This window comes from Streptomyces sp. TLI_171 (assembly GCF_003610255.1).
Classification (GTDB): domain Bacteria; phylum Actinomycetota; class Actinomycetes; order Streptomycetales; family Streptomycetaceae; genus Kitasatospora.
Map to the genome: position 1 here is coordinate 650631 of NZ_RAPS01000001.1, position 25126 is coordinate 675756.

26 protein-coding genes are annotated in these 25126 nt (G+C 76.1%); 15 read left to right on the forward strand and 11 right to left on the reverse strand.

Features of this window, described 5'->3' with window-relative positions; genetic code table 11:
- Nucleotides 1-29: 29 nt before the first annotated feature.
- The 7 genes from BX266_RS03005 to BX266_RS03035 form a co-directional block, all read right to left on the reverse strand.
- Nucleotides 30-578: a CinA family protein gene (locus BX266_RS03005; protein WP_099897376.1), complete on the reverse strand. Its 549-nt coding sequence runs from the start codon at nt 576-578 to the stop codon at nt 30-32.
- The gene (locus BX266_RS03010; RefSeq protein WP_099897377.1) at nt 575-2041 is read right to left on the reverse strand and encodes an aminotransferase class I/II-fold pyridoxal phosphate-dependent enzyme; all 1467 of its coding nucleotides are present in this window, start codon (nt 2039-2041) and stop codon (nt 575-577) included. Before BX266_RS03010 ends, BX266_RS03005 begins: the two co-directional genes overlap by 4 nt.
- Nucleotides 2042-2439: 398 nt before the next feature.
- Nucleotides 2440-3981: a PP2C family protein-serine/threonine phosphatase gene (locus BX266_RS03015; RefSeq protein ID WP_099897378.1), complete on the reverse strand. Its 1542-nt coding sequence runs from the start codon at nt 3979-3981 to the stop codon at nt 2440-2442.
- A 91-nt stretch (nt 3982-4072) separates the two neighbouring features.
- A complete protein-coding gene (locus BX266_RS03020) occupies nt 4073-4810 on the reverse strand; it encodes a hypothetical protein (protein ID WP_259464508.1) in 738 nt (245 codons plus the stop codon).
- Nucleotides 4811-4847: 37 nt separating this feature from the next.
- A complete protein-coding gene (locus BX266_RS03025) occupies nt 4848-5321 on the reverse strand; it encodes a hemerythrin domain-containing protein (RefSeq protein ID WP_099897379.1) in 474 nt (157 codons plus the stop codon).
- Between the two features lie 365 nt (nt 5322-5686).
- A complete protein-coding gene (locus tag BX266_RS03030; protein ID WP_180290775.1) occupies nt 5687-5986 on the reverse strand; it encodes a WhiB family transcriptional regulator in 300 nt (99 codons plus the stop codon).
- Between the two features lie 98 nt (nt 5987-6084).
- A complete protein-coding gene (locus BX266_RS03035) occupies nt 6085-7176 on the reverse strand; it encodes a TIGR03557 family F420-dependent LLM class oxidoreductase (RefSeq protein WP_120314350.1) in 1092 nt (363 codons plus the stop codon).
- 194 nt (nt 7177-7370) lie between these two features.
- On the opposite strand from BX266_RS03035, the gene BX266_RS03040 reads away from it, so the two are divergent.
- The 5 genes from BX266_RS03040 (at nt 7371) to BX266_RS03060 (ending at nt 10726) form a co-directional block, all read left to right on the forward strand.
- Nucleotides 7371-7547 (forward strand): CsbD family protein, encoded by a 177-nt coding sequence (locus tag BX266_RS03040; protein WP_099897381.1) that lies wholly within the window; start codon nt 7371-7373, stop codon nt 7545-7547.
- A gap of 82 nt (nt 7548-7629) precedes the next feature.
- Complete coding sequence (locus BX266_RS03045; RefSeq protein WP_099897382.1) at nt 7630-7977, forward strand: PRC-barrel domain-containing protein; 348 nt, start codon at nt 7630-7632, stop codon at nt 7975-7977.
- Between the two features lie 168 nt (nt 7978-8145).
- Nucleotides 8146-8535 carry an SsgA family sporulation/cell division regulator gene (locus BX266_RS03050; RefSeq protein WP_099897383.1) on the forward strand — a complete coding sequence of 130 codons (390 nt, stop codon included), beginning with the start codon at nt 8146-8148 and terminating at the stop codon, nt 8533-8535.
- 104 nt (nt 8536-8639) lie between these two features.
- On the forward strand, nt 8640-10244 hold the full coding sequence (locus BX266_RS03055; protein WP_099897384.1) for an NAD(P)/FAD-dependent oxidoreductase: 1605 nt from the start codon (nt 8640-8642) through the stop codon (nt 10242-10244).
- A 32-nt stretch (nt 10245-10276) separates the two neighbouring features.
- Nucleotides 10277-10726, forward strand: a complete 450-nt coding sequence (locus tag BX266_RS03060) for an SRPBCC family protein (protein WP_099897385.1) — start codon at nt 10277-10279, stop codon at nt 10724-10726.
- 24 nt (nt 10727-10750) lie between these two features.
- Here BX266_RS03060 and BX266_RS03065 read toward each other — a convergent pair whose 3' ends face one another.
- The 4 genes from BX266_RS03065 to BX266_RS03080 all read right to left on the reverse strand — a co-directional run bounded on the left by BX266_RS03065 (nt 10751) and on the right by BX266_RS03080 (nt 13206).
- Entirely contained in the window at nt 10751-11212 is a 462-nt protein-coding gene (locus BX266_RS03065) for a VOC family protein (RefSeq protein ID WP_180290357.1), read from the reverse strand.
- 100 nt (nt 11213-11312) lie between these two features.
- On the reverse strand, nt 11313-12197 hold the full coding sequence (locus tag BX266_RS03070; protein ID WP_259464509.1) for an oxygenase MpaB family protein: 885 nt from the start codon (nt 12195-12197) through the stop codon (nt 11313-11315).
- A gap of 113 nt (nt 12198-12310) precedes the next feature.
- Complete coding sequence (locus BX266_RS03075; protein ID WP_099897387.1) at nt 12311-12751, reverse strand: ATP-binding protein; 441 nt, start codon at nt 12749-12751, stop codon at nt 12311-12313.
- A 65-nt stretch (nt 12752-12816) separates the two neighbouring features.
- Nucleotides 12817-13206, reverse strand: coding sequence for an STAS domain-containing protein (locus BX266_RS03080; protein ID WP_180290358.1), 390 nt, complete (start codon nt 13204-13206; stop codon nt 12817-12819).
- Nucleotides 13207-13397: 191 nt separating this feature from the next.
- Here BX266_RS03080 and BX266_RS03085 point away from each other — a divergent pair, with 191 nt between their 5' ends.
- The 10 genes from BX266_RS03085 to BX266_RS03130 all read left to right on the forward strand — a co-directional run bounded on the left by BX266_RS03085 (nt 13398) and on the right by BX266_RS03130 (nt 25083).
- Nucleotides 13398-17126 carry a SpoIIE family protein phosphatase gene (locus tag BX266_RS03085; protein ID WP_259465038.1) on the forward strand — a complete coding sequence of 1243 codons (3729 nt, stop codon included), beginning with the start codon at nt 13398-13400 and terminating at the stop codon, nt 17124-17126.
- 171 nt (nt 17127-17297) lie between these two features.
- The gene (locus BX266_RS03090) at nt 17298-18137 is read left to right on the forward strand and encodes an STAS domain-containing protein (protein ID WP_099897390.1); all 840 of its coding nucleotides are present in this window, start codon (nt 17298-17300) and stop codon (nt 18135-18137) included.
- Nucleotides 18134-18511 (forward strand): STAS domain-containing protein, encoded by a 378-nt coding sequence (locus BX266_RS03095; RefSeq protein ID WP_099897391.1) that lies wholly within the window; start codon nt 18134-18136, stop codon nt 18509-18511. The genes BX266_RS03090 and BX266_RS03095 overlap by 4 nt, the downstream gene beginning before the upstream one ends.
- On the forward strand, nt 18508-18924 hold the full coding sequence (locus BX266_RS03100; protein WP_099897392.1) for an anti-sigma regulatory factor: 417 nt from the start codon (nt 18508-18510) through the stop codon (nt 18922-18924). Before BX266_RS03095 ends, BX266_RS03100 begins: the two co-directional genes overlap by 4 nt.
- On the forward strand, nt 18912-20090 hold the full coding sequence (locus tag BX266_RS03105) for an ATP-binding SpoIIE family protein phosphatase (RefSeq protein ID WP_099897393.1): 1179 nt from the start codon (nt 18912-18914) through the stop codon (nt 20088-20090). The genes BX266_RS03100 and BX266_RS03105 overlap by 13 nt, the downstream gene beginning before the upstream one ends.
- Complete coding sequence (locus BX266_RS03110) at nt 20087-21868, forward strand: ATP-binding protein (protein WP_259464510.1); 1782 nt, start codon at nt 20087-20089, stop codon at nt 21866-21868. Before BX266_RS03105 ends, BX266_RS03110 begins: the two co-directional genes overlap by 4 nt.
- Nucleotides 21865-23496, forward strand: a complete 1632-nt coding sequence (locus BX266_RS03115; protein ID WP_259464511.1) for a fused response regulator/phosphatase — start codon at nt 21865-21867, stop codon at nt 23494-23496. Before BX266_RS03110 ends, BX266_RS03115 begins: the two co-directional genes overlap by 4 nt.
- 41 nt (nt 23497-23537) lie before the next feature.
- Nucleotides 23538-23894, forward strand: a complete 357-nt coding sequence (locus BX266_RS03120) for an STAS domain-containing protein (protein ID WP_180290359.1) — start codon at nt 23538-23540, stop codon at nt 23892-23894.
- Nucleotides 23895-23975: 81 nt separating this feature from the next.
- Nucleotides 23976-24245 carry a hypothetical protein gene (locus tag BX266_RS03125; protein ID WP_099897395.1) on the forward strand — a complete coding sequence of 90 codons (270 nt, stop codon included), beginning with the start codon at nt 23976-23978 and terminating at the stop codon, nt 24243-24245.
- Nucleotides 24246-24258: 13 nt separating this feature from the next.
- Nucleotides 24259-25083, forward strand: coding sequence for a DUF1206 domain-containing protein (locus BX266_RS03130; protein ID WP_099897396.1), 825 nt, complete (start codon nt 24259-24261; stop codon nt 25081-25083).
- The last annotated feature ends 43 nt before the right edge of the window (nt 25084-25126 follow it).

Sequence of the window (25126 nt, forward strand, 5' to 3'; positions counted from 1 at the left end):
TCGCACAGTGCGGCGGCCGGGCCGGCCGGTCAGGGCGGGGGACGCAGCAGGTCCTGGAGCAGGCGCAGGGCCGCTTCGACGGTGGCGGCCCGGATGTCCTCGGGGCTGGTGGTGGGCGGACGGGGTTGGGCGGTGCGGGTCGCGAGCGGGCCGGCGGCGGCGATGTGGACGGTGCCGACGGGGCGGCCGTCGTGGGGCGCGGGGCCGGCGGCGCCCGTGGTGGCCAGCCCGTAGGTGGCGTGGGTGAGGGCGCGGACGCCCTCGGCCATCTGCGCGGCGACCTCCGGGTGGACGGCCCCCTGGTCGGCGAGCAGGTCCTCGTCGACGTGCAGGAGCTCGGACTTGACCGCGGCGGTGTAGGCGACCACGCCGCCGAGGAACACCTCGCCGGCCCCGGGGGCGTCGGCGAGGGCCGCGGCGAGCCGGCCGGCGGTCAGGGACTCCGCGGTGGCGACGGAGTGGCCGGCGGCCTGCAGGGCGGCGGTGACCCGGCGGGCCAGGGCCTGCACGGGCGCCAGGCCGCGGTCCTCGCCGGCCGGTGCCGGATCGGACGGTGCGGGGCGGTGCTGCGGGCTCATGGCGTGCGGGTGACCCGGACGCTGGTGAGCCCGGGGTCGGCGCTGTCGGGGACGAGCATGCCGGCCGCCACCCCGCTGCGCAGGTAGTCGAGGACCTCGTCGGTGAGGCGCTCGCCGGGCAGCGCCGCGGGGATGCCGGGCGGGTAGGGCGTGAGCATCTCGGCGGCGATCCGCCCCGCCGCCTTCTCGATCGGCACCTGTTCGGTCGGTCCGAAGAACGCGTCGCGGGGCAGCATCGCCTGCTCCAGGCGCAGCCCGCCCGGATCCGGCACCTGCACCTGGCGCGCCGGGCGGAGGCCGGCGGCCAGGGCGCCGAGTTCGGTGAGTCCGTGCAGCAGCGCGTCGGCGGTGGTGTCGTCGTCGGCGTGGGTGAGCTGGGCGCTGATCCGGCGGTGGTCGCAGACGTGCAGGCCGAGTTGGTGGTGCGAGCGCAGCCAGTCGCCCGCCCGGTAGCCGGTGGTGCCCAGCCCGGAGATGTCGATGATCACCTGCAGCGGGTCCAGGTCGGCGGCGAGCCCGGGTCCGCAGAAGTCCTCGCGGCCATGGACGTGGAAGCCGTCGAGGGCGTCGATCCGCGCCCGGACGTCCGCGGCGAGCGCGAGGGCCCGGCCGTAGAGGGTGCGCCCGTGCTGGACCATCTGGCGGCGCCAGCCGTCCAGTGCCGCGTGCACCAGGACGGACGGGCTGGTGGTGCCGAGCAGGTCCTCGCGCTGCTTGAGGACGGCGGGGTCGATCAGCGAGCCCTGCAGGTGGAAGACGGAGCTCTGTTCGGGCGCCGAGCCCATCTTGTGCACGGAGGTGACGCAGACGTCCGCGCCGGCGGCCATCGCCCACTGCGGCAGCTCGGGGTGGAACGGCAGGTGGGCGCCCCAGGCCTCGTCCACGATCAGCGGCCGGTCCGCGCGGTGGCAGGCCTCGGCGATCGCCCGCAGGTCGGCGCTGGTCCCGTACGGGGTGGGCGAGGTGACCAGGACGCCGCGGGCGTCCGGGTGCTCGGCCAGGGCGGCGCGCACGGTCTCGGCGGCGGGCGGGTGGGCGAGGTGGCGGCGGGCGTCCCAGCTGGGCTCCACCCAGACGGGCTCGATGCCCGCCACGATGAGGCCCGCCACCACCGACTTGTGCGCGTCCCGGCCCACCAGCAGCTTCTCGTGCGGTCCGGCCACGGCGAGCATGGCGGCCTTCACCGACAGGGAGCTGCCGCAGGTGGAGAAGAAGGTGTGGTCGGCGCCGACGGCCTCGGCCATCAGCTCCTGCGCGTGCTGGAGGATGCCGCGGGAGTCGGTGCGGTCGTCCAGGCCCCCGGTGGCGAGCACGTCGGAGCGGAACACCGCCGCGCCCAGGGTCTCCAGGACCCGGGGGTCCGCACCGCGTCCCTGTTTGTGTCCGGGCGGCGTGAAGGGGATGAGCGGATTGGCGTGGAAGGCCGCGAGCGCTTCGAGCAGCGGCGCCTGTGACTGATCCATGGGGCACGTGTGCCCCGGCCGGGGCGGCGGAAACGAGAGGCCCTCCCCCGCGGGCGTGCGCGAGTGGAACGCCCGGGTCGAGGCCGAGCAGCAGACGCCCGCGCCCTGAGCAGGCATCAGGTCCCGGGCCGGGACGGCACGCGGCGGGGCGGGCAGCACGAGGGCCCGCGCCGGGTCTCCTCGGCGCGGGCCCTCGTGCGGGCCCGGTCGGTCTCAGTACGGGAGCGGGCGCCCCGAGGGGGTACGCAGGTCGAGCGGCGGACGGGGGCGCTGCGGTGCGGGGCGTCGGATCACCAGGGTTCCAGCCATGTCCCTCACCTCCTTGGTTCCTTGGCGTGTTCCCGCTCCGGCAGGTCCTTACGCCTGCGCGGGGGCACGGCCCGAAACGGGGGCGGCGCTCAGCGGCTCACGTGGAGCACGCAGATGTCGTCGCGGCGGGTCTGCGGCGTGACGATTTCCCGCAGCAGGCCGTCGGGCGACAGGGCGTCGCCGGCCCGGGCGGCGGTCGCGGCCAGCTGGGCGAGGGCCTGGTCCAGCGGCCGGTCCCGGGTCTCGACCAGGCCGTCGGTGTAGAGCAGCAGTTGGTCGCCGGGCAGCAGCTGCAAGGTGGACGCGGCGTAGCGCGAGCCCGGGTCCGCGCCGAGCAGGATGCCCTCGGGCGCCGGCAGGAAGTCGGCGCGGCCGCCGCGCACCAGCAGCGGCGGCGGGTGCCCGGCCTGGGCCCAGGTGAGCTGCGCGGTGTCGGGCCGGTACCTGGCCATGATCATGGTGGCGGTGGTGAAGTTCGGCTTGGCGGTGTGCAGCAGCAGCGTGTTGAGGCGGGTGAGGATGGTCGGCAGCGAGGACTCGGTGACGGCCATGCCCTTGGCGGTGAAGCGCAGCTGCGCCATGGTGGCGACGGCGTCCAGTCCGTGGCCGGCCACGTCGCCGATGACCAGCAGGGCGCTGCCGTCCGGCAGTTCGACGGCGCTGTACCAGTCGCCGCCGAGGTTGAGCCCGTCCTGCAGCGGCCGGTAGGCGACGTCGACGGTCAGGTCGGCGAGGTGGAGGGACTGCTGCGTGACCGGGAGCAGCGCGTCCTGGAGGCGGGCGGCGAGGGCGCGCTCGGCGGCGAGCCGGGTGCGCTGGGTCCTGGCCTCGCGCTGGTGGGCGAGGAGCCGGTGTTCGGCCTCCTTGGCGGCGGTGAGGTCCTGGAAGAAGCCGTGGGTCTCGACCGGGTGGCCGTGCGCGTCCCGCTCGGCCTCGAAGACCACCCGCAGGTGGCGCAGCTCGCCACCGGGCACGGCGATCCGGAAGGTCCGGTCCAGCGGCTCGCCGTCGTGCAGCAGGCGGCGCACCGCCTCGGCCATCGGGCCGCGGTCCTCCTCGTGGGCCCGGTCGGCGAGTTCCTCCAGGGTGATCGGGCCGAGCGCCGGGTCCCGCTCGAACAGCGGGTAGACCTCCGGCGACCAGGTGAGGGTGCCGCGCACCAGGTCCCGGTTCACCCAGCCCATCCGGCCCAGGCGCTGCATCAGGGACAGGCGGCGCTGCTCGCGCTCACCGGGGTCCAGTCGGACCCAGGACACCATCAGCCCGCCGAAGCAGGGCGCCGCGCGGACGGCGTACCGGGAGCGCCGCGGGATCCCCGCGAGGACCTCCTGGTAGTCGAACGGCTCGCCCTGGTAGGCGACGCCGGTGGCGAGTGCCCGGAGGTACCCCTGCCACAGCGACGAGCCGACCACCGTCGGGTAGGTCTCCACCACGGACAGGCCGACGAGTTCCTTCCCGCGCCGGGCGCCGACGTCGACGGCCTCGGCGGAAGCCGCCGCGATCCGGAAGTCGGCCACCTCGCCGTCCGCGCCGAGCACCGGCAGCAGGAACGACACCGAGCCGGAGATCCCGTCCAGCATCTCCTGCACCACCGACGCCGGGACGGCGGACGGCTTCTCTCGGTCGGTCATGCCCAGAGCATCCCACACCCGTTCCGCGGCCCGGCCCGCTGCTCGGCGCGGGGCGCGACGCGCGGGGCGGTCCGCGGGCGGCTGGGCGCGGTCAGTCGAGGACCCCGACGGCGTGGGCGATGACGAGCAGCGAGGTGATGAGCGCGGCGATGCTCTCCACCGCCATCAGGGCCTTGGCGCGGGTGGACAGCGGCATGGTGTCGGTCGGGCTGAACGCCGTGGAGTTGGTCACCGAGACGTACAGGTAGTCCATCAGCGTGGGCACCCAGTCGCAGCTGCGGCTGGCGCCGTCGGCGACCTCCTCGACCGCGTCGTGGTTCTCGTCCTGGGAGAACCGGAAGTCCGCGAGCGGCAGTTCGGACCGGTCGACCTGGGTGCGGACCACCGGCCCGCCGCGGTCGAGCTCCCAGTACGCGAGGCCGAAGACGATGATGCCGGTCGCCCACACCTGGAGCGCGGCCAGCAGCAGCGAACCGCCGTCGTCGGCCCGCTCGGTCACCATGGCGTCGACCAGCAGGCCCAGCGCGGCCAGGTTGCTGACGCCGATCAGCCCGACCAGGGTCAGCGACAGCGTCCGGGACAGCCGGTTCTGCCGGGTCATCCGGCGCGGGTTGACCGCGATCAGCGGGATCAGCAGCAGCACCTCCAGCGCCGGCAGCACGTACCGCGGGACGACCAGCAGCTGTCCCGGCAGCGCCAGGTAGAGCAGGATCGCGGCGAGGGTGGCCAGCACGGCGGGCAGCCGGGCCTCGCCCCGGCGCTCGTGCCGCGGGAAGCGCTGCAGCGCCCGCGCCCGGTGGTCGTTCAGTGTCCGGTCCCCGTTCTGCACTCCCTGACCTCCTGCTCGACTCCGCCGACCACTCCCCTCACTCGGCGGCGCTGGGCACCTTGAGCGGGTCGTGGGTGGCGGTCTTCCTGGCCTCTTGCAGTCGCTCGCCGAGTTCGAGCAGGCGGTTGCGGCCCATGGCCCTGCGGACCTCGGGGAACCACTCCTTCTCCTCCTCCTCGACGTGGTGGCGGACGTTCTCCATCAGCACCGTCATCTTGGCGTCGAACCGCTCGTCCTCGGGGTCGAGGTCGGTCAGCTCGGCGAGCATCCACACCACCACGTGGTGTTCCTCGACGCTCTCCAGCACGTGGTCGGAGGTGTCGGGGGCGGCCTCGCGCGCCGCCGGGTAGAACACCTCCTCCTCGATGACGGTGTGGACGGTGAGTTCCTCGATCACCCGGTCGACGATCCGGCGCTTGGTCGCGAAGGCCCGGTCGCCGGCCTGCTCGAACTCCTTGAACAGCTTCTCGACCTTCGTGTGGTCTTCCTTCAGCAGCACGATCGCGTCCATGCGGGTCTCCTGTGTCGGTCGGGGCGGGAACGGCTCGGCGGCTACCCGGCGCGGGCCGTCCCAACCGGCCGGGCGGTTTGCCGGACGGACCCTCGGGCAGCCGCCCAGGAAGCTCCGGACCCGGTGACCGGGCGACGGGGCCGGACGAGGCCGGGAGGTCCGATGATCGCGGCGGTGGTGGTGTCCAAGCCGGCCCGCATGCTGGCGGCAGCCGTCGGCGGGGCGGTGGTCAGGCGGGTGTGGCGGCGGGTCGGCGGCGCGCCCGCGGGTGGCGGTCGGCGCGGGGCGCTGACGGCCACCACGGTGCAGGGCGCGGCCGTGGTGCTGGCCCGGGCCGCCCTCGGCCGTGCGGCGCGGCGCCGCGCTCAGGCGGCCACGGCGGGGGCGGCCGGCGGGTCCCGGCGCACCAGCAGGGCGCGCCGGTCGTCCTCGGTGAGGCCGCCCCAGATCCCGTAGGGCTCCTGGGTGGCGAGGGCGTGCCGCCGGCACTCCAGGCGGACCGGGCAGCCGGCGCACACCCGCTTCGCGGCTTCCTCGCGTTGCCGTGCCTCGGCCCGGCCCTCGTGCGCCGGGCGGAAGAAGACGGCGCTGCCGACGGTGCGGCAGGAGCCTTCCAACTGCCATTCCCAGTGGTGGGTCTGTGCGCCGGGGAGCCGGGAGAGCATGGTCACGGGGGTGCCTTCCGATCGTGGACGGGGACGGTCCGCGTCTAACCGCTCCGGGCCGGCTCATGCCGGTCTCCGTGATCCTTCCGGCCGGGCGTTCAGCGGCCGGGCTCGGTGGGGGCGAACTCCGGTCCGTCGGCGGGGCCCTTGGCGCGCTCGTCCGGCGCGGGGGCGCCCTCGCCGGTCATCCGGGCCTCGGGGGTCTCCACCGGCGGGTGGGCCGGGGCGCTGCCGGTGCCGCGGAGCGCGGGCAGGACCAGCTCCCGGTAGGCGTCGAAGAACGCGTCCTGGTCGGGGCCGATCTGTCCGACGTACACCTCGTCGAAGCCGGCCTGCCGGTACGCGCCGATCGCTGCCGCGTGCTGATCGACGTCGTCCCCGCAGGGCACGGCTTCGGCCACCGCCTCACGGGTGACGAGTTCGCTGGCCTGCTCGAAGTGCGCGGGGGTGGGCAGCAGTTGGGCAAGCTCGCCCGGGAGGAGTTCGGTCGGCCAGCGCCGGTGCACCACGTCGACGGCCTTCTCCCGGTCGGCGCTCCAGCACACCTTGAGGCCGCCGACCACGGGCTTGCCCGCACCGCCGCCGGCACGGAACGCGGCCACCAGGTCGGCGTCCGGCGTCATGGTGACGAACCCGTCGCCGATCCGGCCCGCCAGCTCGGCCGCCTTCGGGCCGAACCCGGAGACCAACACCGGCAGCGGGCCCTCCGGCGCGGTGTACAGCCGGGCGGTGTCCACGGTGTAGTGCCGGCCGCGGTGGCTGACCTGGCGGCCGGTGAACAGCTCGCGCATCACCGCGACCGCTTCCTCCAGCATCTCGGCACGCTCCTCGAACGACGGCCAGCGGTCGCCCAGCACGTGCTCGTTGAGCGCCTCGCCGGTGCCGACGCCCAGCGCGAACCGGCCGCCGAGCAGCACGCTGGAGGTCGCCGCGGCCTGGGCGGTGACCGCCGGGTGCAGGCGCACGGTGGGGCAGGTCACCAGCGTGGTGACGGGCAGGTCCACGGCCTGCGAGAGCGCGCCGATCATCGACCAGACGAACGCGCTGTTTCCCTGCGCCTCGTTCCACGGGTGGAAGTGGTCCGAGATCGCCAGCCGGGTGAACCCGGCGGCCTCGGCCCGCACGGCCTGGTCGATCAGCTCCTGCGGGGTGAACTCCTCGCAGGACAGGAAGTACCCGTACTCGGTCATCACGACTCCTCGTCTCGACTCGTCCCCCTTGCGACCGTTTGCCCGTTTTCCTCGACTCACCGCACGGTCGGACCGGTTTTCCCTCCGTCGCAGGACGAACCGGGACGGATCGATCTGCGCAGAGCGTGCATGGCCCGCCCGGACGGGGGCAGTCGACGGCCACGAGCACGTCGTCGATCAACGCAGGAGGAGTCATGAGCACCGGGGACAAGGCTTCGAACGCCGCCCAGCAGGCCAAGGGCAAGGTCGAGGAGGCCGCGGGCCGGGCCGTCGGCAACGAGCGGCTGGAGGCGGAGGGCCGCAAGGACCAGGCGGCCGGCGACCTCAAGCAGGCCGGCGAGAAGGTCAAGGACGCCTTCCGGCGCCCTTGACCGCGCGGACGGCGAGCCCGCCCCGCGGGCACCCGACCGACCGGCGTCCACCGAACGACCATCGACCGACGAGGAGACAGTGGTGACCGAAGGAATGTGGGACTACGAGAGCGCCGACGGCTACGCGGCGGGCACCGACCTGACGGGGTACCGGGTGGAGGCCACCGACGGGCACATCGGCAAGGTGGACAAGCACACCGAGGAGGTAGACGCCTCCTACCTGGTGGTCGACACCGGCCCGTGGATCTTCGGCCGGGAGGTGCTGCTCCCCGCCGGCACGGTCCAGCGGGTCGACACCGCCGAGCAGACCGTCTGGGTGAACCGGACCAAGGACGAGGTGAAGAACTCGCCGGAGTTCGACCGGGACCGCCACACCGGTGACCCCGAGTACCGCCGCGAGATCGGCGGCTACTACGGCGGCATCGTCTGACGGCCCGCCCTCCCCCGGAACCGCCCCACCGCGACCCGTTCGCCGGTGGGGCGGTTCCGGCGTATCACCCGGTCGGCCGCGCATGGTCCGGGCCCAGTGGGTAACCGGAGGGCGACCGTCCGTCGGCGCCCACCCGGGGGCCGCCCACCGCGCCCGAACGAGGTCCGCATGCCCGTCCGCACCTTCCACGCCACCGTCGTCACCCTCCCCGAGGCTCCGTACCCGCATCGGCGGCTGCCGGCCCGGCTGTGCTTCGACGCCGCCCACCCCTACGCGGTGCAGTTGTCCTTCCCGCCGGACGGTGCGGGGTGGAGCTTCGAGCGCGACCTGCTGGAGCGCGGGCGCCACGAGCCCGTCGGGGCGGGCGACGTGGTGATCGAGCCCGCCCCGGGCCGGCAGGTGCTGATCAGGCTGCGCACCCCGGGCGATCAGCTGGTGCTCGCGGTGCCGGCCGACACGGTGGCCGCGTTCCTCTGCGACGCCTACACCCTCGTCCCGCCGGGCACCGAGTCCGACCACCTCGACCTGGACGCGGCGCTCGCCCGGCTGCTCGACTGAACACCCCTTGCCCGAACGGGCGTTGGGCTCGCGCGCTGCGGCGGGCCCGGGCCGGGTCTACCGTCGGGAGAAGGGGAACCCGGCGGCAGACGAAGGAGCGCGGCATGGCCGACGCGATCGTGATCGGCTCCGGACCGAACGGCCTGGTGGCGGCGAACGTGCTCGCCGACGCGGGGTGGCGGGTGCTGGTGCTGGAGGCGCAGCCCTCCCCCGGCGGCGCGGTGCGCAGCGACCGCGGCGTGGACCCGCGGTACGTCTCCGACCTGTTCAGTTCCTTCCACCCGCTGGCCGTCGCCTCCCCGGCGATCGGCGCGCTCGGCCTGGAGCAGTACGGCCTGAGCTGGGGCCACGCCCCGGTGGTGCTGGCCCACCCGACGCCGGACGGCCGCTGCGCGACCCTGCACCGCGACGGCGGAGCGGACGGCGCGGAGGGCCTGGAGCGCGCGTTCGGTGCGCACGACGCCGCGGCCTGGCAGCGCCTGGCGGACCGCTGGGACGAGCTGGAACCGCACCTGGTGGACGCCCTGCTGGCGCCCTTTCCGCCGGTGCGGGCGGGCGCGGCGATCGCGGCCCGGCTGCGCGCCGCCGGGCTGCTGGAGCTGGCACGGTTCCTCGCGCTGCCGCTGCGCCGGCTGGCCGAGGAGGAGTTCGACGGCGAAGGCCCGGGCCTGCTGCTGGCGGGCTGCGCCCTGCACGCGGACCTGCTGCCGGAGGCGGCGGGCAGCGGGGCGTTCGGCTGGCTGATGGCGATGCTCGGGCGGCGGTTCGGCTGGCCGGTGCCGGTGGGCGGGGCGTCCGCGCTGACGGCTGCGCTGGTGCGCCGGCTGGAGGCCCGCGGCGGGGAGGTGCGGTGCGGCCGGCGGGTGCGGGAGGTGGTGGTCCGGCAGGGGACGGCGCTCGGGGTGCGCACCGCCGACGGCGACAGCCACCGGGCCCGCCGCGCGGTGCTCGCGGACACCTCCGCGACCGCCCTGTACGGCGGCCTGGTGCCCTGGGACCGGTTGCCGACGCGGCTGCGCCGGGACCTGCGCCGCTTCCAGTGGGACCTGGCCACCGTCAAGGTCGACTGGGCGCTGTCCGGGCGGATCCCGTGGGCCGCGCCCGCGGCCGGGCGGGCCGGCACCGTCCACCTGGGGGCGGACCTGGACGAGCTCGGCGACTGGGCGCACCAGGTGCTCACCGGGCGCCTGCCGGCCCGGCCGTTCGCGCTGCTCGGGCAGATGAGCGTGGCCGACCCGACCCGCTCCCCGCCGGGCACCGAATCCGCCTGGGCGTACACCCACGTCCCGCAGCGGGTAGCCGCCGACCTCGGCCCGGACGGCATCACCGGCCGGTGGGACGCCCGGGAGGCCGAGGCGATGGCGGACCGCGTCGAGCAGCAGGTGGAGCGGTTCGCCCCGGGCTTCCGCACCCTCGTGACCGCGCGCCGGATCCTCACCCCGCCGGCGCTGCAGGCGCTGGACGAGAACCTGGTCGGCGGCGCGATCAACGGCGGCACCGCCGCCCCGCACCAGCAGCTGCTGCTGCGGCCCACCCCCGGCACCGTGGGCCCGCACACCCCGGTCGCCCGCCTCTACCTGGCGTCCGCCTCCGCCCACCCCGGCGGCGGGGTGCACGGGGCGTGCGGCGCCAACGCGGCCCGGGCCGCCCTGAACGCCTACCGGCGCTCGCCCGCCCGCTTCCTGCCGGACGGTCACCGCCCGGCCTGACACCCCGTCACCCGACCGGAGGGGAGCCTCCCATGGCACAGCGTCAGCGCCTGATCGAAGCCGCACCCGAGCAGGTCTGGGACGTCCTCGCGAACGCCCGCAGCTACGCGCAGTGGGTGGTCGGCACCCAGGACGTCCTGGACTCCGACGACGACTGGCCCGCGGTCGGGGCCAGGCTGGGCTTCCGGGTCGGGGTCGGCCCGGCGACCTTCGAGGACACCTGCGTGGTGCGGATCTGCGAGCCGCTGCACCGCCTCGAACTGGAGGCCGCCGCCAAGCCGTTGGGCACCGCCCGGATCGCCTTCGGGCTGATCCCCTGGGCCGAGCACACCCTGGTGCTGCTGGACGAGCACCCGCTGCGCGGCCTCGGCGCCCGGCTGGAAAACCCGCTCACCGAACTGGCCCTGCACCTGCGGAACCGGCAGCTGCTGGGCAACCTGGCCAGGGCCGTCCGGCCGGCGGCCGGGAAGGTCGGCCGGTGAACCGGGCCTCTCTCGACGGCGCGCTCACGCCCCGCTACCGCCGTCCGGACCGAGTTCCTCGGCGAGTCCGACCACGAGGCCCTCGGGCCCGCGGACGTAGCAGAGCCGGTAGACGTCCTCGAACCGGACGATCTCGCCGACCGGTTCGGCCCCGTGCGTCCGCAGCCGGGCCACCGTGTCGTCGAGGTCGTCGACGGCGAACATGATCCGCCGCAGGCCGAGGGTGTTCGCGGGCGCGTCCTTCGGCTCGGGGACGAGCGCCTTCGGCCGGTGGAACCGGGCCAGCTCCACTCGCCCCGGCTGACCCGGGATCCGCAGCATGGCGACGTCCTGCCGGACGTCCTGCAGCCCGATGACGCGCTCCGCCCCCGGCCAGTCCAGCGGGCCCCTGCCCTCGAGTTCCATGCCGAGCTCGACCAGGAACGCGATGACGGCGTCGAGGTCCTCGACCACGATCAGCACGTTGTCCATCCGCCGGATCCCCATACCGGTCCTCCTTCGTACGGCACCGGCCACGCTAGCCGCTCCCGCGGCCGGGACGGAGCCGACCGGCCGTTCTCGACCTCGCCGGCCTCCCCGGGCGGGCTCAGCGGCGCTCGACGGGGGCGGCGGGCATCGCCCACCGGATCGCCCCGACCACGGCCAGGCCGAGCGGCCGCACCGCGGCGGCGGCGAACGGCGTGACCGGCAGTCCCAGCAGCGCCCGGTGCTCCGGCGCGGGCAGGCCGACCGCCGCGGCGGCCAGCGCCCCGTACGCCGGACGGACCGCCCACGGGACGGGCGGGCGGAGCAGCAGGAAGCGGGCCGCGTCCCGGGCCTCGGCGGTCATCGCCAGCTCGGGCCGGTAGGAGCGCAGCACGGCAGCGAGCTCCGCGCGGCTCCGGGGCGGCCCCTCGACGCCGAGCGCCGCGGCGACCTCCGCCATGTCCGCCACGTAGGCGTCGCACCCGGCGGGGTCCAACCGGGCGGCCCCGTACGCCTGGTGGGCGCGCAGGAAGCTGTCGGTCTCCACGGCGTGCACCCAGGCCAGCAGGTGCGGGTCGTCGGCGCGGTACGGGCGGCCGGCCGCCGTGGTGCCGCGGATCCGGGCGTGCACCGCGCGGACCCGGGCCACCGCGGCCCTGGCGTCCTCGGCGGTGCCGAAGGTGGTGAAGGCGAGGAAGGTGCTGGTGCGCTGCAGTCTGCCCCACGGGTCGCTGCGGTACCCCGAGTGGGCGGCCACCGCCGCCATCGCGGACGGGTGCAGCGACTGGACCAGCAGCGCCGCGAGCCCGCCGACGAACATCGAGGCGTCGCCGTGCACCAGCCGGATCGCCCGGTCCGGGGCGAACCAGCGCGGCCCGGGCGTGCCGTGCACCCGCTGCCGCACCGCAGGCCCGTCCGGACCGGCCACCCGGGCGAACAGCGCGGCCCCGAGCTGCTCGCGCAGCCCGCCGGTCTTCCGGTCCCGCTCCACTTCCACACCGTCCACACCGTCCACGGTAGCCCGCGCGGCGGGCGGGAGAGGGCGAAGACCGCCCGGATGCGGCTGCCGCCGACCCGGAAGGGCCCGGCCGCGGCCGGCCGGAGAGCGGCCGCGGGCGGCTACAGGGCGAAGACCGCCCGGATGCGTTTGCCGCCGACCGGCAGTTGCTCCACCTGACAGCTCACGGCGAGGGCCCGGACGATGGCCCAGCCGCGGCCGCCGGGGGCGGCCGGGTCGCGGCCCTGGAGCGGCTGCACGACGGGGTGGCGGTCGTCGGCGTCCTCCACGTCGACCACCAGCCGGGTGCCGGCGAGGTCGAGGCGGGCGTCGAACCAGGTCAGACCGCCGCCGCCGTGGCGCAGGGCGTTGGCGACCAGCTCGGTCACCGCGAGCTGTGCCTCGGCCAGTACCCGGCCGCCCGGGTGCCCGGCGTCGGCGAGCAGCCGCGCGACCACCGCCCTGGCCTGGCCGGCGGTCCGCACGGTGGCCGTCGCCCGGGGTGCCGGCCCGGCCGGGAGGCGGACCTCCGGGGACGGCGGCCGGGCCTCGTCGTGGGGCATGAACGACCTCGAATCGTCTGCGGGACCCGTCGGGGCGGGCGGCTGCGGGCCGGCCGGCGTGCGCCTCACCGGTCGCCGGCGCCGCCAGGGAGCCGGCGCAGCAACTCGGCGGCCAGCGTGCGGGCGTGGCGCAGGCTGTCGGCGACGGTGAAGTACTCGTCGGTGGCGGTGATCTCCAGCAGCCGCCGGACGGCGGGCGTGAGCGGGCCGGCGAGCAGCAGGACGCCCGCGGCCTCCTCCATCCGCTGCTGGGCGAGGACCAGGGCTCGCAGGGTGGACGAGTCGGCGAAGGTGACCCCCGAGACGTCGAGGACGAGAACGTCGGAGCCGAGGGCGACGGCGGCGTCCACCGCTTCGGCGAGTTCGCGCCCGGTGTCGAGGTCCAGCTCTCCCCGCAGGCGGAGCACGGTCGCCCCCGGCGGTCCGCCCAGGGGCCCTGAGGTGTGGTCCGTCATGGCCGCCATGCTAGCCCGGGGCGTCGACCGCCGGACGCCCGGCCCGCGGGATTGCTCCGTCGGGCACGGGGCATCCGCAACGGCGCCCGCCCGCGGCGGGCAGAATGGGCGGGCGGCGGCGCGGGCGGCGACGCCGGATCGGAGGGAGGCCCCCGGTGGCGTGGGAGCAGGACGGCGCGCGTGCGCGGGAGGTGTTCGGCGCCGACCCGGTGATCGGCGCCGACCTGGCGCGGGTGGACTGGACGGCCACCCCGCTGGGCGACCCGGCGGGCTGGCCGCAGAGCCTGCGCTCGGCGCTGGACATCCTGCTGTCCTCGCGGTTCGCGATGTGGATGGCGTGGGGCCCCGAGCTGACGTTCTTCTGCAACGCCGCCTACCGCCGCGACACGCTGGGCGACAAGTACCCGTGGGCGCTCGGTCGGCCGTTCCGGGAGGTGTGGTCGGAGGTCTGGGACGCCGTGAGCCCGCGCATCGAGACCGTGCTGACCGAGGGCGAGGCGACCTGGGACGAGGCGCTGCTGCTCCAGCTCCAGCGCTCGGGCTACACGGAGGAGAGCTACCACACCTTCTCCTACAGCCCGCTGCGTGACGAGTCCGACGCGGTGGTCGGCGTGCTGTGCGTGGTCAGCGAGGAGACCCAGCGGGTGGTCGCCGAGCGGCGGATGGCCACCCTGCGCGACCTGGGCTCCGACCCGGGCGCGGTGCGCACCGAGGGCGAGTTCCTCGCGTTCAGCGCCGAGCAGCTCGCCCGCAACCCGTACGACCTGCCCTTCACCCTCACCTACCTGTTCGAGGAGGGCGGCGGGGCCAGGCTGGCCGCCTCCTCGGGCATCGCCGCGGACCATCCGGCCGCCCCGGCCCGGACCGGCGCGGAGGACGCCGGGCCGTGGCCGGCCGCCGCCGCGCGCCGCGGCGAGGCCACCGCGCCGCCGCTGGTCGGCGACCCGTTCCGCGACCTGCCGTGCGGGGCGTGGCAGGAGCCGCCCCGGCAGGCGCTGGTGGTGCCGCTGAACAGCCCGAGCGGCGGCGAGCCGAGCGGGTTCCTGGTGGTCGGCCTGAACCGGCACCGCCCGCTGGACGACGCCTACCGGGGTTTCGTCGAGCTGGTCGCCGGCCGTCTGGCGGCCGGGGTGTCCAGCGCCCGGAGCCACGAGGCGCAGCAGCGGCGGGCCGAGCAGCTGGCCGAGCTGGACCGGGCGAAGACCGCGTTCTTCTCCAACATCAGCCACGAGTTCCGCACCCCGCTGACCTTGATCGCCGGACCGGTCGAGAGCCTGCGCAAGACGCTCGCGGACGCCGGCCCCGACGTCCGCGAGGAGGTGGAGACGGTGCACCGCAACGCCCTGCGGCTGGGCCGGCTGGTCAACACCCTGCTGGACTTCTCCCGTATCGAGGCGGGCCGGATGCGGGCCCGGCCGGAGCCGGTCGACCTCGCGCAGCTCACCGCGGAGCTGGCCGCCGTGTTCCGCTCGGCGGTGGAGCGCGCCGGTCTGGCGCTGGAGGTCGACTGCCCGCCGCTGTCCGCTCCGGTGCTGGTCGACCCGGTCCTGTGGGAGAAGATCGTCTTCAACCTGCTGAGCAACGCCCTCAAGTTCACCTTCGAGGGGACGGTCCGGGTCCGGGTCCGGGAGCGCGGCGGACGGGCCCGGGTGTCCGTCGCGGACAGCGGGATCGGCGTCCCCGCCGCGGAGCTGCCGCACCTGTTCGACCGCTTCCACCGAGTGGAGAACAGCCGCGCCCGCTCGCACGAGGGCAGCGGCATCGGGCTGGCCCTGGTGAAGGAACTGGTCGACCTGCACGGCGGGACCATCACCGCGGACTCGGTGCCGCACCACGGCACGGTGTTCACCGTCGACCTGCCGCTGGCACCCGGACGGACCGCGGTCGCCGACCGCCCGCCGGCCGCCGGCGCCGAGGCCTTCGTCCAGGAGGCGCTGCGCTGGGAACCCCGTCCCGAGGACGCGGCGGCCGGCCCGGCGCGGGCCGCCGGAGCGGAGCCGGGCGGGCCGGCCCACGTCCTGGTCGCCGACGACAACGCCGACATGCGCGACTACCTGGCCCGGATCCTGCGCGGCGCCGGCCACCGGGTCAGCACGGCCGGCGACGGCGGCGCGGCGCTCGCCGCCGTCCGCGCCGACCTGCCCGACCTGGTGATCAGCGACGTGATGATGCCGGGCACCGACGGCCTGCAACTGGTCGCGGCGCTGCGCGCGGACGCCCGCACCGCCGCGCTGCCGGTGCTGCTGCTGTCGGCGCGGGCCGGGCGGGACGACGCCCTCGACGGCTTCGACTCGGGGGCCGACGACTACCTGGTCAAGCCGTTCGCCGCGGCCGACCTGCTGGCCCGGGTGCGCGCCGCGCTCCGGCTGGCGCGGCTGCGCGAGCGCCACACCCGCTGGAACGAGGCGCTGGTCGACTCGCTGCAGGACGCGTTCTTCGTCTGCGACGAGGACGGCGCGGTGGTCCGGATCAACGCGGCCTTCGCCGGAGTCCTCGGCTACGGCGCGGCGGGCCTGCCGTACCGCCCGCAGCACCCGTGGTGGCCGGATCCGGCCGTCGACCCCGACGGCCACCGGCTGGCCGTGGCGGCGCTCGCCGACGCGACCGCCGCCGGGCACGGCAGCTGCACCGTCCCCGCCACCCACCGCGACGGCCACCGGGTGTGGCTGCACGCGACGTACAACCGGGTCCGGGACCCGGGGAGCGGGCGCACCGTCACCGTCGGCACCTTCCGCGACGTCACCGCGGAGTACTACGCGGTGCAGCGCGAGAGCGCCCTGGCCTCGCTCGCCGACTGCCTGGCCCGGGCCGCCAGCGCCGAGGAGGCGCTGGCCGGCGCGCTCGACGAACTGCGCGGCCTGTGGCGCGCCCGCCACGTGGTGGCCGCCCGCTTCGAGGAGGGCGGCGCCCCGCCGCGGCTCTGGTCCGCCGCCGCGGACCGGCCCGCTGCGGCGACCGGCTGGGCGGAGCTGTCCGAGCCGCGGCGGGCCGCGCTGGCCGCCCTCGCCGCCGCGCCGGCGCTCACGCCCACGCCCGGGCCCACCGGGACGGGGATCCGGCTGGAGCTCCCGGACGGGCCGGTCGCCCTGCTGGTCGAGCTGGGCGAACGCCGTCCCTTCACCCGGGAGGACGAGCTGCTGCTGACCCTGCTGGCGGGCCGGCTCGCCCAGGGCCTGGCCCGGGCCCACCAGATCGACCGGCAGCGCGAGACGGCGATCGCCCTGCAGCGGGCCATCCTCGGCCCGGCCCGCCTGCCGGCGGACTTCGCCGCCCGCTACGAGCCGGCCACGCCGCCGCTGGAGGTCGGCGGCGACTGGTACGACACCGTGCCGCTGCCCGACGGGCGGATCGGCATCGTGGTCGGCGACTGCGTGGGCCGAGGCCTGGCCGCCGCGAGCGTGATGGGGCAGCTGCGCAGCGCCTGCCGCGCCCTGCTGCTGCAGGACCCCGGGCCGGCCCGGACGCTCACCGCACTGGACTCGTTCGCGGCCGCGCTGCCCGGCGCGGTCTGCACCACGGTGTTCTGCGGCGTCCTCGACCCGGTGAGCGGCGAGCTGCGCTACTCCGGCGCCGGGCACCCGCCCGGCGTCCTCGCCCTCGCCGACGGCTTCACCGTGCTGCTGGAGGGCGCGCGCTCGCTGCCGCTGGCCGTCCGGCCCGGGCGGCCGCGCCCGGAGGCCACCGTGCAGGTGCCCGGCGGCTCCACGCTGCTGCTCTACACGGACGGCCTGGTGGAGCGGCGGCGCAGCCCGCTGACCGAGGGCATCGCGGAGGCCGGCCGGGCGCTGGTCGCGGGCGCCGGGCTGCCGGTCGCGGAGCTCGCCGACCACGTGATGGGCCGTCTCCGCCCGGCCGAGGGTTTCGAGGACGACGTGGCCGTGCTGGTCTACCGGCGTCCCGGCGGCCCACCGGCGCCCTGACCGCCGCCCGGCGGAGGCTCCGCGAAACTTCTCGGGCTGCGGGTGCATGATCCGTCGCGATCGGGTCAGACGGGCTCAGGTGGCCCGGCCGACCCGGCCGCGGTCGCCCGTGCCGTCGTGCGACGGCGGGCCCCCGGACCCCGGGGGCCGAACGAGCGAGGAGAGCGCCTGATGGCGGTGGAGCGTGCGTCGGAACGGCTCGTGGAGCTGCTCACCCGGGACGATGCGGTGCAGGAGCAGTGGGTGACGGCCGTGGCGGCCACCCTCGGCGGCCGGATCAGCCGGGCGGAGCTGGAGCGCGAGCTGACGGACATCTGCCAGGCCCTGGCCCAAGCCCTCGGCAAGGGCAGCCTGGACTGGCACGACGAGGTGTACTCCGAGGTGCGCGCCCTGCTCGTGGAGCTGTCCCGCTCCCGGGCGCGGCACGGGTTCACGCCCAGCGAGACCGCCGTCAGCGTGTTCGCCTGCAAGGCCGTGCTGGAGCCCACCACGGACAGCTCCGCCGAGGACATCACCGCCTACCTCCAGCTGACCCGGCTGCTCGACGGCCTCGGCCTGTTCACCATCGAGGCCTACGCCCGCACCCGGGAGGAGATCATCAACGCCCAGGCCGAGCAGCTGCTCGAACTGTCCACCCCGGTGGTCAAACTGTGGGAGGGCGTGGTCGCGGTGCCGCTGGTCGGGACGCTCGACTCGGCGCGCACCCAGGTGGTGATGGAGAAGCTGCTGCAGGCCCTGGTGGACTCGGAGTCCGAGCACGCCATCATCGACATCACCGGTGTGCCGGCCGTCGACACCGAGGTCGCCCAGCACCTGCTGAAGACCGTGGTCGCCGCCCGGCTGATGGGCGCGGAGTGCACCATCTCCGGCATCCGCCCGCAGATCGCGCAGACCCTGGTCGCGCTCGGCGTCCAGTTCGGCGACATCGTCACCAAGGCCACCCTGGCCGACGCGCTGCGCCACGTCCTGCAGCGCAGCGGCACCTCCGCGCCCGCCGGCGGCGAGCGGTGAGCGAGCGCGTTCCCGTCCTGAAGATCGGCCGGTTCCTGCTGGTGTCCATCCAGGTCGACCTGGAGGACCAGATCGTCCTCGACCTGCAGGACGACCTGGCCGAGCGGATCGTGGCCACCGGAGCGACCGGCGTCGTCATCGACATCACGGCCCTGGAGATCGTCGACTCCTTCGTGGGCCGGATGCTGGCCAACACCGCCGCCATCTCGCGCATGCTGGACGCCGAGACGGTGGTCGTCGGCATGCGTCCCGCGGTGGCCATCACCCTGGTCGAACTGGGCCTCTCGCTCGGCGGGGTGCGCACCGCGCTCACCCTGGAGAAGGGCCTGGAACTGCTCGAACGCGACCGTACCGCCCGTACGGGCCGCCCGTGACCGGGCCCGTGGCGGAGGACCGGCAGCACGTGCCGATCGGGTCCAACGACGACGTGGTCCGGGCCCGGCAGACCGTCCGGACGTACGCCCAGCAGTGCGGACTGTCGCTGGTCGACCAGACGAAGCTGGTCACCGCCGCCAGCGAACTGGCCCGCAACACGCTGGTCTACGGCGGCGGCGGCCGGATGGTGTGCGCCGTGGTCCGCAGCGGCGGGCGGGTCGGCGTGCACGCCGTGTTCGAGGACAGCGGGCCCGGCATCCCGGACCTGGACCTCGCGCTCACCGACGGCTGGACCTCCGGCGGCGGCCTCGGCCTCGGCCTCAGCGGCGCCCGCCGGCTGGTCGACGACTTCGACCTGCACAGCGAGCCCGGCACCGGCACGAAGGTGTCGGTGACCAAGTGGGCGCGGTGACCTCCGGCCCGGCCGAGTGCGAGGACTCCGTCTGGTTCCGCCACTCCGACTCGCTGCCCGCCGCCGCCCGCAGCGCCGCCCGGGGCCTCGCGCACCGCATCGGGCTGCTGCCCGAGCGGGCCGCCGAGGTGGCGCTGGCCGTCAGCGAGGCCGCCACCAACCTGCGCCGGCACGCCGTCGACGGGGCGATGGTGCTGCGCGTGGTGCGCACCGACACCGAGGCGGCGCTGGAGTTCGTCACCGTCGACAGCGGCCCCGGGATGGCGGACGTCCCGGCCGCGCTCACCGACGGCTACTCCTCCGACCGCACCCTCGGCATCGGTCTGGGCGCCGTCGCCCGCCTCGCCGACGCCTTCGACCTGCACTCGCTGCCCGGCCGCGGCACCGTGCTGGCCGCGCGGTTCTGGAACCGCACCCCGGCCGGGCGGGCGGCCGCCGCGGCGGGCGAACCGGTCGCCGCCGGGCTCACCCGCCCGATGAGCGGCCAGGACCTGTGCGGCGACGCCTGGGCGGTGCGCCCCGTCCGGCCGGCCCCGGCCGCGACCGGTGCGGACCTTCCCAGGCCGCCCTCCGCGGCGGCCCTGGAGTGGTCGGTGCTGACCAACCGGGCCCCGCGCCCCCGCGCCGGCGAGGAGCCGGACCCCGCCGACCCCGCGGGCGCCTTCCTGCTGATGTTCTGCGACGGGCTGGGCCACGGCCCGCTCGCCGCCCGGGCCGCCTCCGACGCCGTCGCGGCCTTCCACCGCAGCGCCGCCCAGTACCCCGAGCAGGTGCTGGCCGAGCTGCACCGGGTGCTGCGGTCGGGGCGCGGCGGGGCGATCGCCGTCGCGCTGGTCGAGCCCGCGGCCGCCCGGCTGACCTTCTGCGGCGTGGGCAACGTCAGCGCCTTCGTGGTGGACACCGTCACCGGCGTCCGGCGCTCGCTGCCGTCCGCCCCCGGCATCGTCGGCCACCAGCTGCCGCCCGTGCTGCACGCCGTCCGGCAGGACCTGGCGCCGCGCAGCGCGGTCGTCCTGCACTCGGACGGGCTGACCGACCGCTGGCGGGCCGCGGACGTCCCCGGGCTGTTCGCGCACCTGCCGGTCACCGCCGCCGCCCTGCTGCTGCGGGAGGCGGGCGTGCGCCGGGACGACGCCGGCGTGGTCGTCGCGAAGGGCGCCTGGTGAACGCGCCGACGGACCGGCCGGAGGTGCACCTGGGCGCCATGCCGGTCGGCATCGTCCAGGACACCTTCGCGCTGCGCCGCAGTGCCCGGTCCGTCGCCGACCTGCTCGGCGCGGACGGTCAGGACGCCGTCCGGCTGGCCACCGCGCTGAGCGAGCTCGGCCGCGGCCTGCTCGGCGGCGAGCGGCTGACCGCCGCCTTCGACCTCCGGCCGGGCCCGCTGCCGCTGCTGGCCGTCACCCTCGACTGGGAGGGCGGCCACCGGCTGTCCGAGGAGGCGCTGGACGCCTCCTCCCGGCTGCTGCCCACCCACCACGACGCCACAGCGGCGGGCGGCCGGGTCCGGGTCGAGCAGCGGGTCGGGCCGGCCGCCGGCGCCGATCCGGGCCTGGTCGAGCGGGCCCGCCGGCTGCTCGCCGCGCACACCGGCCCGAGCGCCCTGGAGGACTCCCGGGCGCAGACCCGCGACCTGATCTCCGCACTCGAGCAGACCCGCGCCCAGCGCGAGGAACTGCGGCGGCTCAACAGCGAGCTGGAGGAGACCAACCAGGGCGTGCTCGCGCTGTACGCGGAGCTGTCCGAGGAACTGGAGGAGACCAACCGGGGCGTGGTGGCGCTGTACGCCGAACTCGACGAGAAGTCCCGGCAGCTGCGCGAGGCCAGCGAGGCGAAGAGCAGGTTCTGGGCGAACGTCAGCCACGAGCTGCGCACCCCCGTGAACGCGGTCGTGGGCCTGGCCGAGCTGCTGCGCTCGGACGCCGACGCCCCGGCCGCGGAACGGGCCCGCCAGCTGTCCCTGATCGCCGACTCGGGCCGCACCCTGCTCGCCCTGGTGGACGAGCTGCTGGACGTCGCCAAGGCCGAGTCCGGCACCCTGGAGCCGCAGTGGGCGCCGCTGGACCTGCGCGCGGTCCTCACCCACCTGGACGGCACCCTGCGCGGCCTGGCCCGCCCCGGCGTGGACCTGCGGATCGGCCCGGCGCCGACCGGGCTCGACCCGGTGCTCGGCGACGAGACGATGCTGGTGCGGATCCTGCGGAACCTGCTGTCCAACGCGCTCAAGTTCACCGAGCACGGGTCGGTGGGCCTGGACACCCGCGTCGAGGACGGACCCGACGGCGGCCCGGTACTGGTGCTGACCGTCACCGACACCGGTGTCGGCATACCGCCCGACCAGCACGAACGGGTCTTCGAGGAGTTCTACCAGGTCAAGGGCCCGCACCAGCGCGGCCGCCGCGGCACCGGCCTGGGCCTGCCCTACGCCCGGCGGCTGGCCGAGATCCTCGGCGGCACGCTGCACCTGGACAGCGCCCCCGGCCGGGGCACCACCCTCACCGTCCGGCTGCCCGCGCACCCCGCCCCCGCGGACGGCGCCCGCCGGGCCGTGCTGGTCGCCGTCGACGACGACCCGGCGTTCCGGGCCGTCCTGCGGCCGATGCTGGACCGGATCGCCGACCGGGTCGTCGAGGTCACCGACGGCGCGGCCGCCGTCGCCGCCGTCCGCGCCGCCCGGCCCGACGGCGTCGTGCTCGACCTGCACCTCGGCGAGGTCGACGGCTACCGGATCCTCGCCGAGCTGCGGGCCGACCCGGCGCTGCGGCAGCTGCCCGTGGTCATCCTCACCTCGGCCTCGCTCACCGCCGCCGACCGCGGCCGGCTCGCCCACGCCCGCGCCGTGCTGCCGAAGACCGGCCTCACCGTCGGCCGGATCGCCGCCGCGCTGTCCGCCCCCCGCACGGCCGCACCGCACCGGCCCCTCCCGCCCGAGGACGGATCGTGACCAGGACCGACGCCGGGCCCGCCACCGTGCTGGTGCTCGACGACAACGACACCACCCGCTACATCGTCGGCAGCTGGCTGCGCCGCTCCGGCCACACCGTGGTCGAGGCGGTCGACGGCACCCAGGCCCTCGCCCTGCTGGAGCGCACCCCCGCCGCCGAGCTGCCCGAGATCGCCGTGGTCGACATCAGCCTGCCCGACATGACCGGGTTCGAGGTGTGCGAGCGCATCAAACGGCAGCCCCGCACCGCGGCGCTGCCGGTGGTCCACATCTCCGCGACCGCGATCGAGGCCAGCGACCGCACCCAGGGCCTGCACCGCGGCGCCGACGCCTACCTGACCGAGCCCATCGACGCCGCCGAGCTCCAGGCCACCGTCACCGCCGTGCTGCGCTACACCCGGGCCCGGCGGCGCGCCGAGCGCCTGGCCGCCCGGGTCGCCGCCCTGCACCGCAGCACCCTCGCGCTGTACGGCGCCCCCGACCCGGACGCCCTGACCACCGCGGCCGCGCTCGGCGCGGTCCGGATCGGCGCCGCCCGGGCCACCGCGATCGCGCTCGGCCCGGACCGCGACACCCTGCACCTCGCCCACCACGACCCCGACCGCCCCGGCGACCCGGCGGTGCGGCTGCTGCACGCCCCGCCGGTGCTGCTCGACGTCCTCGCCCATCACACCCTGGGCGACGCCACCGGCACCGACACCGCCCTGCTGGAGGCCGAGGAGTGGCGCGACGTGCTGGCCGACCACGGGCTGGACGGGGCCGGGCTCCCCGCCGGCCCGGTGGCCCTGGTGGTCGCCCGCACCAAACCCGGCCGGCCGCTGCTCGCCCTCGCCGTCGACCGGGCGGCGGTCGCCGCGCCCGACGAGCGCAGCCTGCTCTCCCAGCTCACCCAGGCCGCCGCGCTCGCCCTGGAGGCCCAGCGCAGCCAGGCCGAGGAACACGCCCTCGCGCTCACCCTCCAACGCAGCTTCCTGCCGGGGCGGCTGCCGGCCGTCCCCGGCGTCGACCTCGCCGTCCGCTACGAACCGGCCTCCGCCCGCAGCGAGATCGGCGGCGACTTCTACGAGGCCGTCGACACCCCCGCCGGACTGCTGCTGGCGATCGGCGACGTGGCCGGCCACTCCCTGGAGGCCGCCATGGCGATGGGCGAGCTGCGGCACGCGCTGCGCGCCTACGCCATCGAGGGCCACGACCCGCAGACCCTGCTGCACCGACTCGACGCGCTGCTGACCCGGCTGCGTCCCGGCCTGACCGCGACGGTGTGCCTGGTGCTGATCGAGCCCGACCGCCGCCGCCTCCACCTCGCCAACGCCGGACACCTGCCGCCGCTGCTCAAACTGCCCGACGGCTCCGCCCGCTACCTGGACGACCACGGCATCCTGCTCGGCCTGAACGTGCCGCAGCCGCCCGCGGCCACCATCGAGGTGCCGCCCGGCAGCACCCTGCTGCTGGTCACCGACGGCCTGATCGAGGTGCCCGGCGAGGACCTGGAGAGCGGCCTGGACGCCCTGCGGGACGCCTTCGCCGCCGCCCCGCCGGGCCCGGACGCCACCGGTGACCTGCTGCTGTCCTCGTTCGCCACGGCCCAGACCGACGACGTGGCGCTGCTCGTCGCCCGACTCCACTGACCGCCCGGAAGCCGCCCTCCCTTGCACCGTACGGAGCCCTCGTGCCCGAGTACGCCCTGACCATCGAGGTCCGCACCGACCCGCTCGGGGCGACCGTCGTCTCGCTCGCGGGCGAGCTCGACTACCACACCGCTCCACGGCTGCACCGCGCCGTGGAGCGGACCCCGCCCGCGCTGCCGCTGGTGCTGGACCTGACGCTGCTCCGGTTCTGCGACTCCCTCGGCATGGCCGAGCTGCTCTTCGCGTTCCGCCGCACCCAGGCGGCCGGCACCGCGCTCGCGCTGGCCGGCACCACCGCCGACGTGGGCCGGCTGCTCACCATGACCGGCGTGGACGGGATCCTGCCGCGGCACGACAGCGTCGAGGCCGCGCTGCGCGCGGTGCGCCCGCCGGGCTGACCGGGCCGCCGACCTCACCGTGGGTGAACTCGCCCGGGGCGCAACGGGTTTGGGAACGGGCGGCCGGGCAAGGCGGCGTCCATGAGACAGACAACATCGGTGATATCAGCTCTGGCCCACCTCCTCGCCGGGATCCTGGTCGTCTGGATCCTGCTCGACCTGTTCCACGCCAACCAGGGCAACACCCTGGTCGACTGGTTCCACCACGCCGCCGACTGGCTCGCCGCCTGGTCGCGCGGCCTGTTCACGGTCTCCAACCACACCGCGCAGGTCCTCCTCGACTACGGCATCCCGGCCGTCGTGTACGTGATCATCGGCAACGTGATCACCCGCCGCCGGGCGCTGGACTGAGCGGGAGGCGGCGATGAGCGCGGTGGAAGCGGACACGGGGGTGCGCGACCGGACGACCACGGCCGCGGGCCGGGCGGGCTTCGTGGCCCGCGGCGTGCTGTACGTGCTGGTCGGGGCGCTGGCCCTGCAGATCGCGTTCGGCTCCGGCGGCGAGCAGGCCGACCGGCAGGGCGCGCTGCACCAGGTGGCGGCCCGGCCGTTCGGCGCCGCCATGCTGTGGGCCCTGGCCGCCGGGCTCGCCGGGATGGCGCTCTGGCGGGCCTCGACGGCGGTGCTGGGCGAGGCCGGACGGAAGGAGACCGGCAGCCGGGTGCTGTCGGCCGGGCGCGCGGTGTTCTACGCCTCGGTGTGCTGGGGCACGGCCGCCTACGCGGCGGGCTCCGGCGGCGGCTCGGCGGGCGGCTCCGGCAGTGGCGGCAGCGACGAGGCGTCCCGGGACTGGACCGCGACGGCGCTCGGCTGGCCCGCCGGTCGCTGGCTGGTCGGCGCGGCGGGGCTGACGCTGGCGGGCATCGGGACGGCGATCGCCGTCCGGGCCGTGCAGCGGCGCTTCCTGCGCAAGCTGCGCACCGACGCGATGCCGCCGCGGGTCCGGCCCGCGGTCACCGGTGTCGGGATGGCCGGGAACGTGGCGCGCGGCACGGTGTACGCCGCCGCGGGCGCGTTCGTGGTGGTGGCGGCCGTCCGGTTCGACCCGGGGCAGGCCAAGGGCATGGACGACACCCTCCGTTCGCTGGCCGGCAGCGCCGCCGGCCCGTGGCTGCTGGCCGCGGTGGCGGTCGGGCTGGTGCTGTACGGGGTGTTCTCGTTCGTCTCCGCACGCTGGCGCCGCTTCTGACCACTGAGGAGAGGTGCGGAGGGCCGCCCCACCCGGGGCGGCC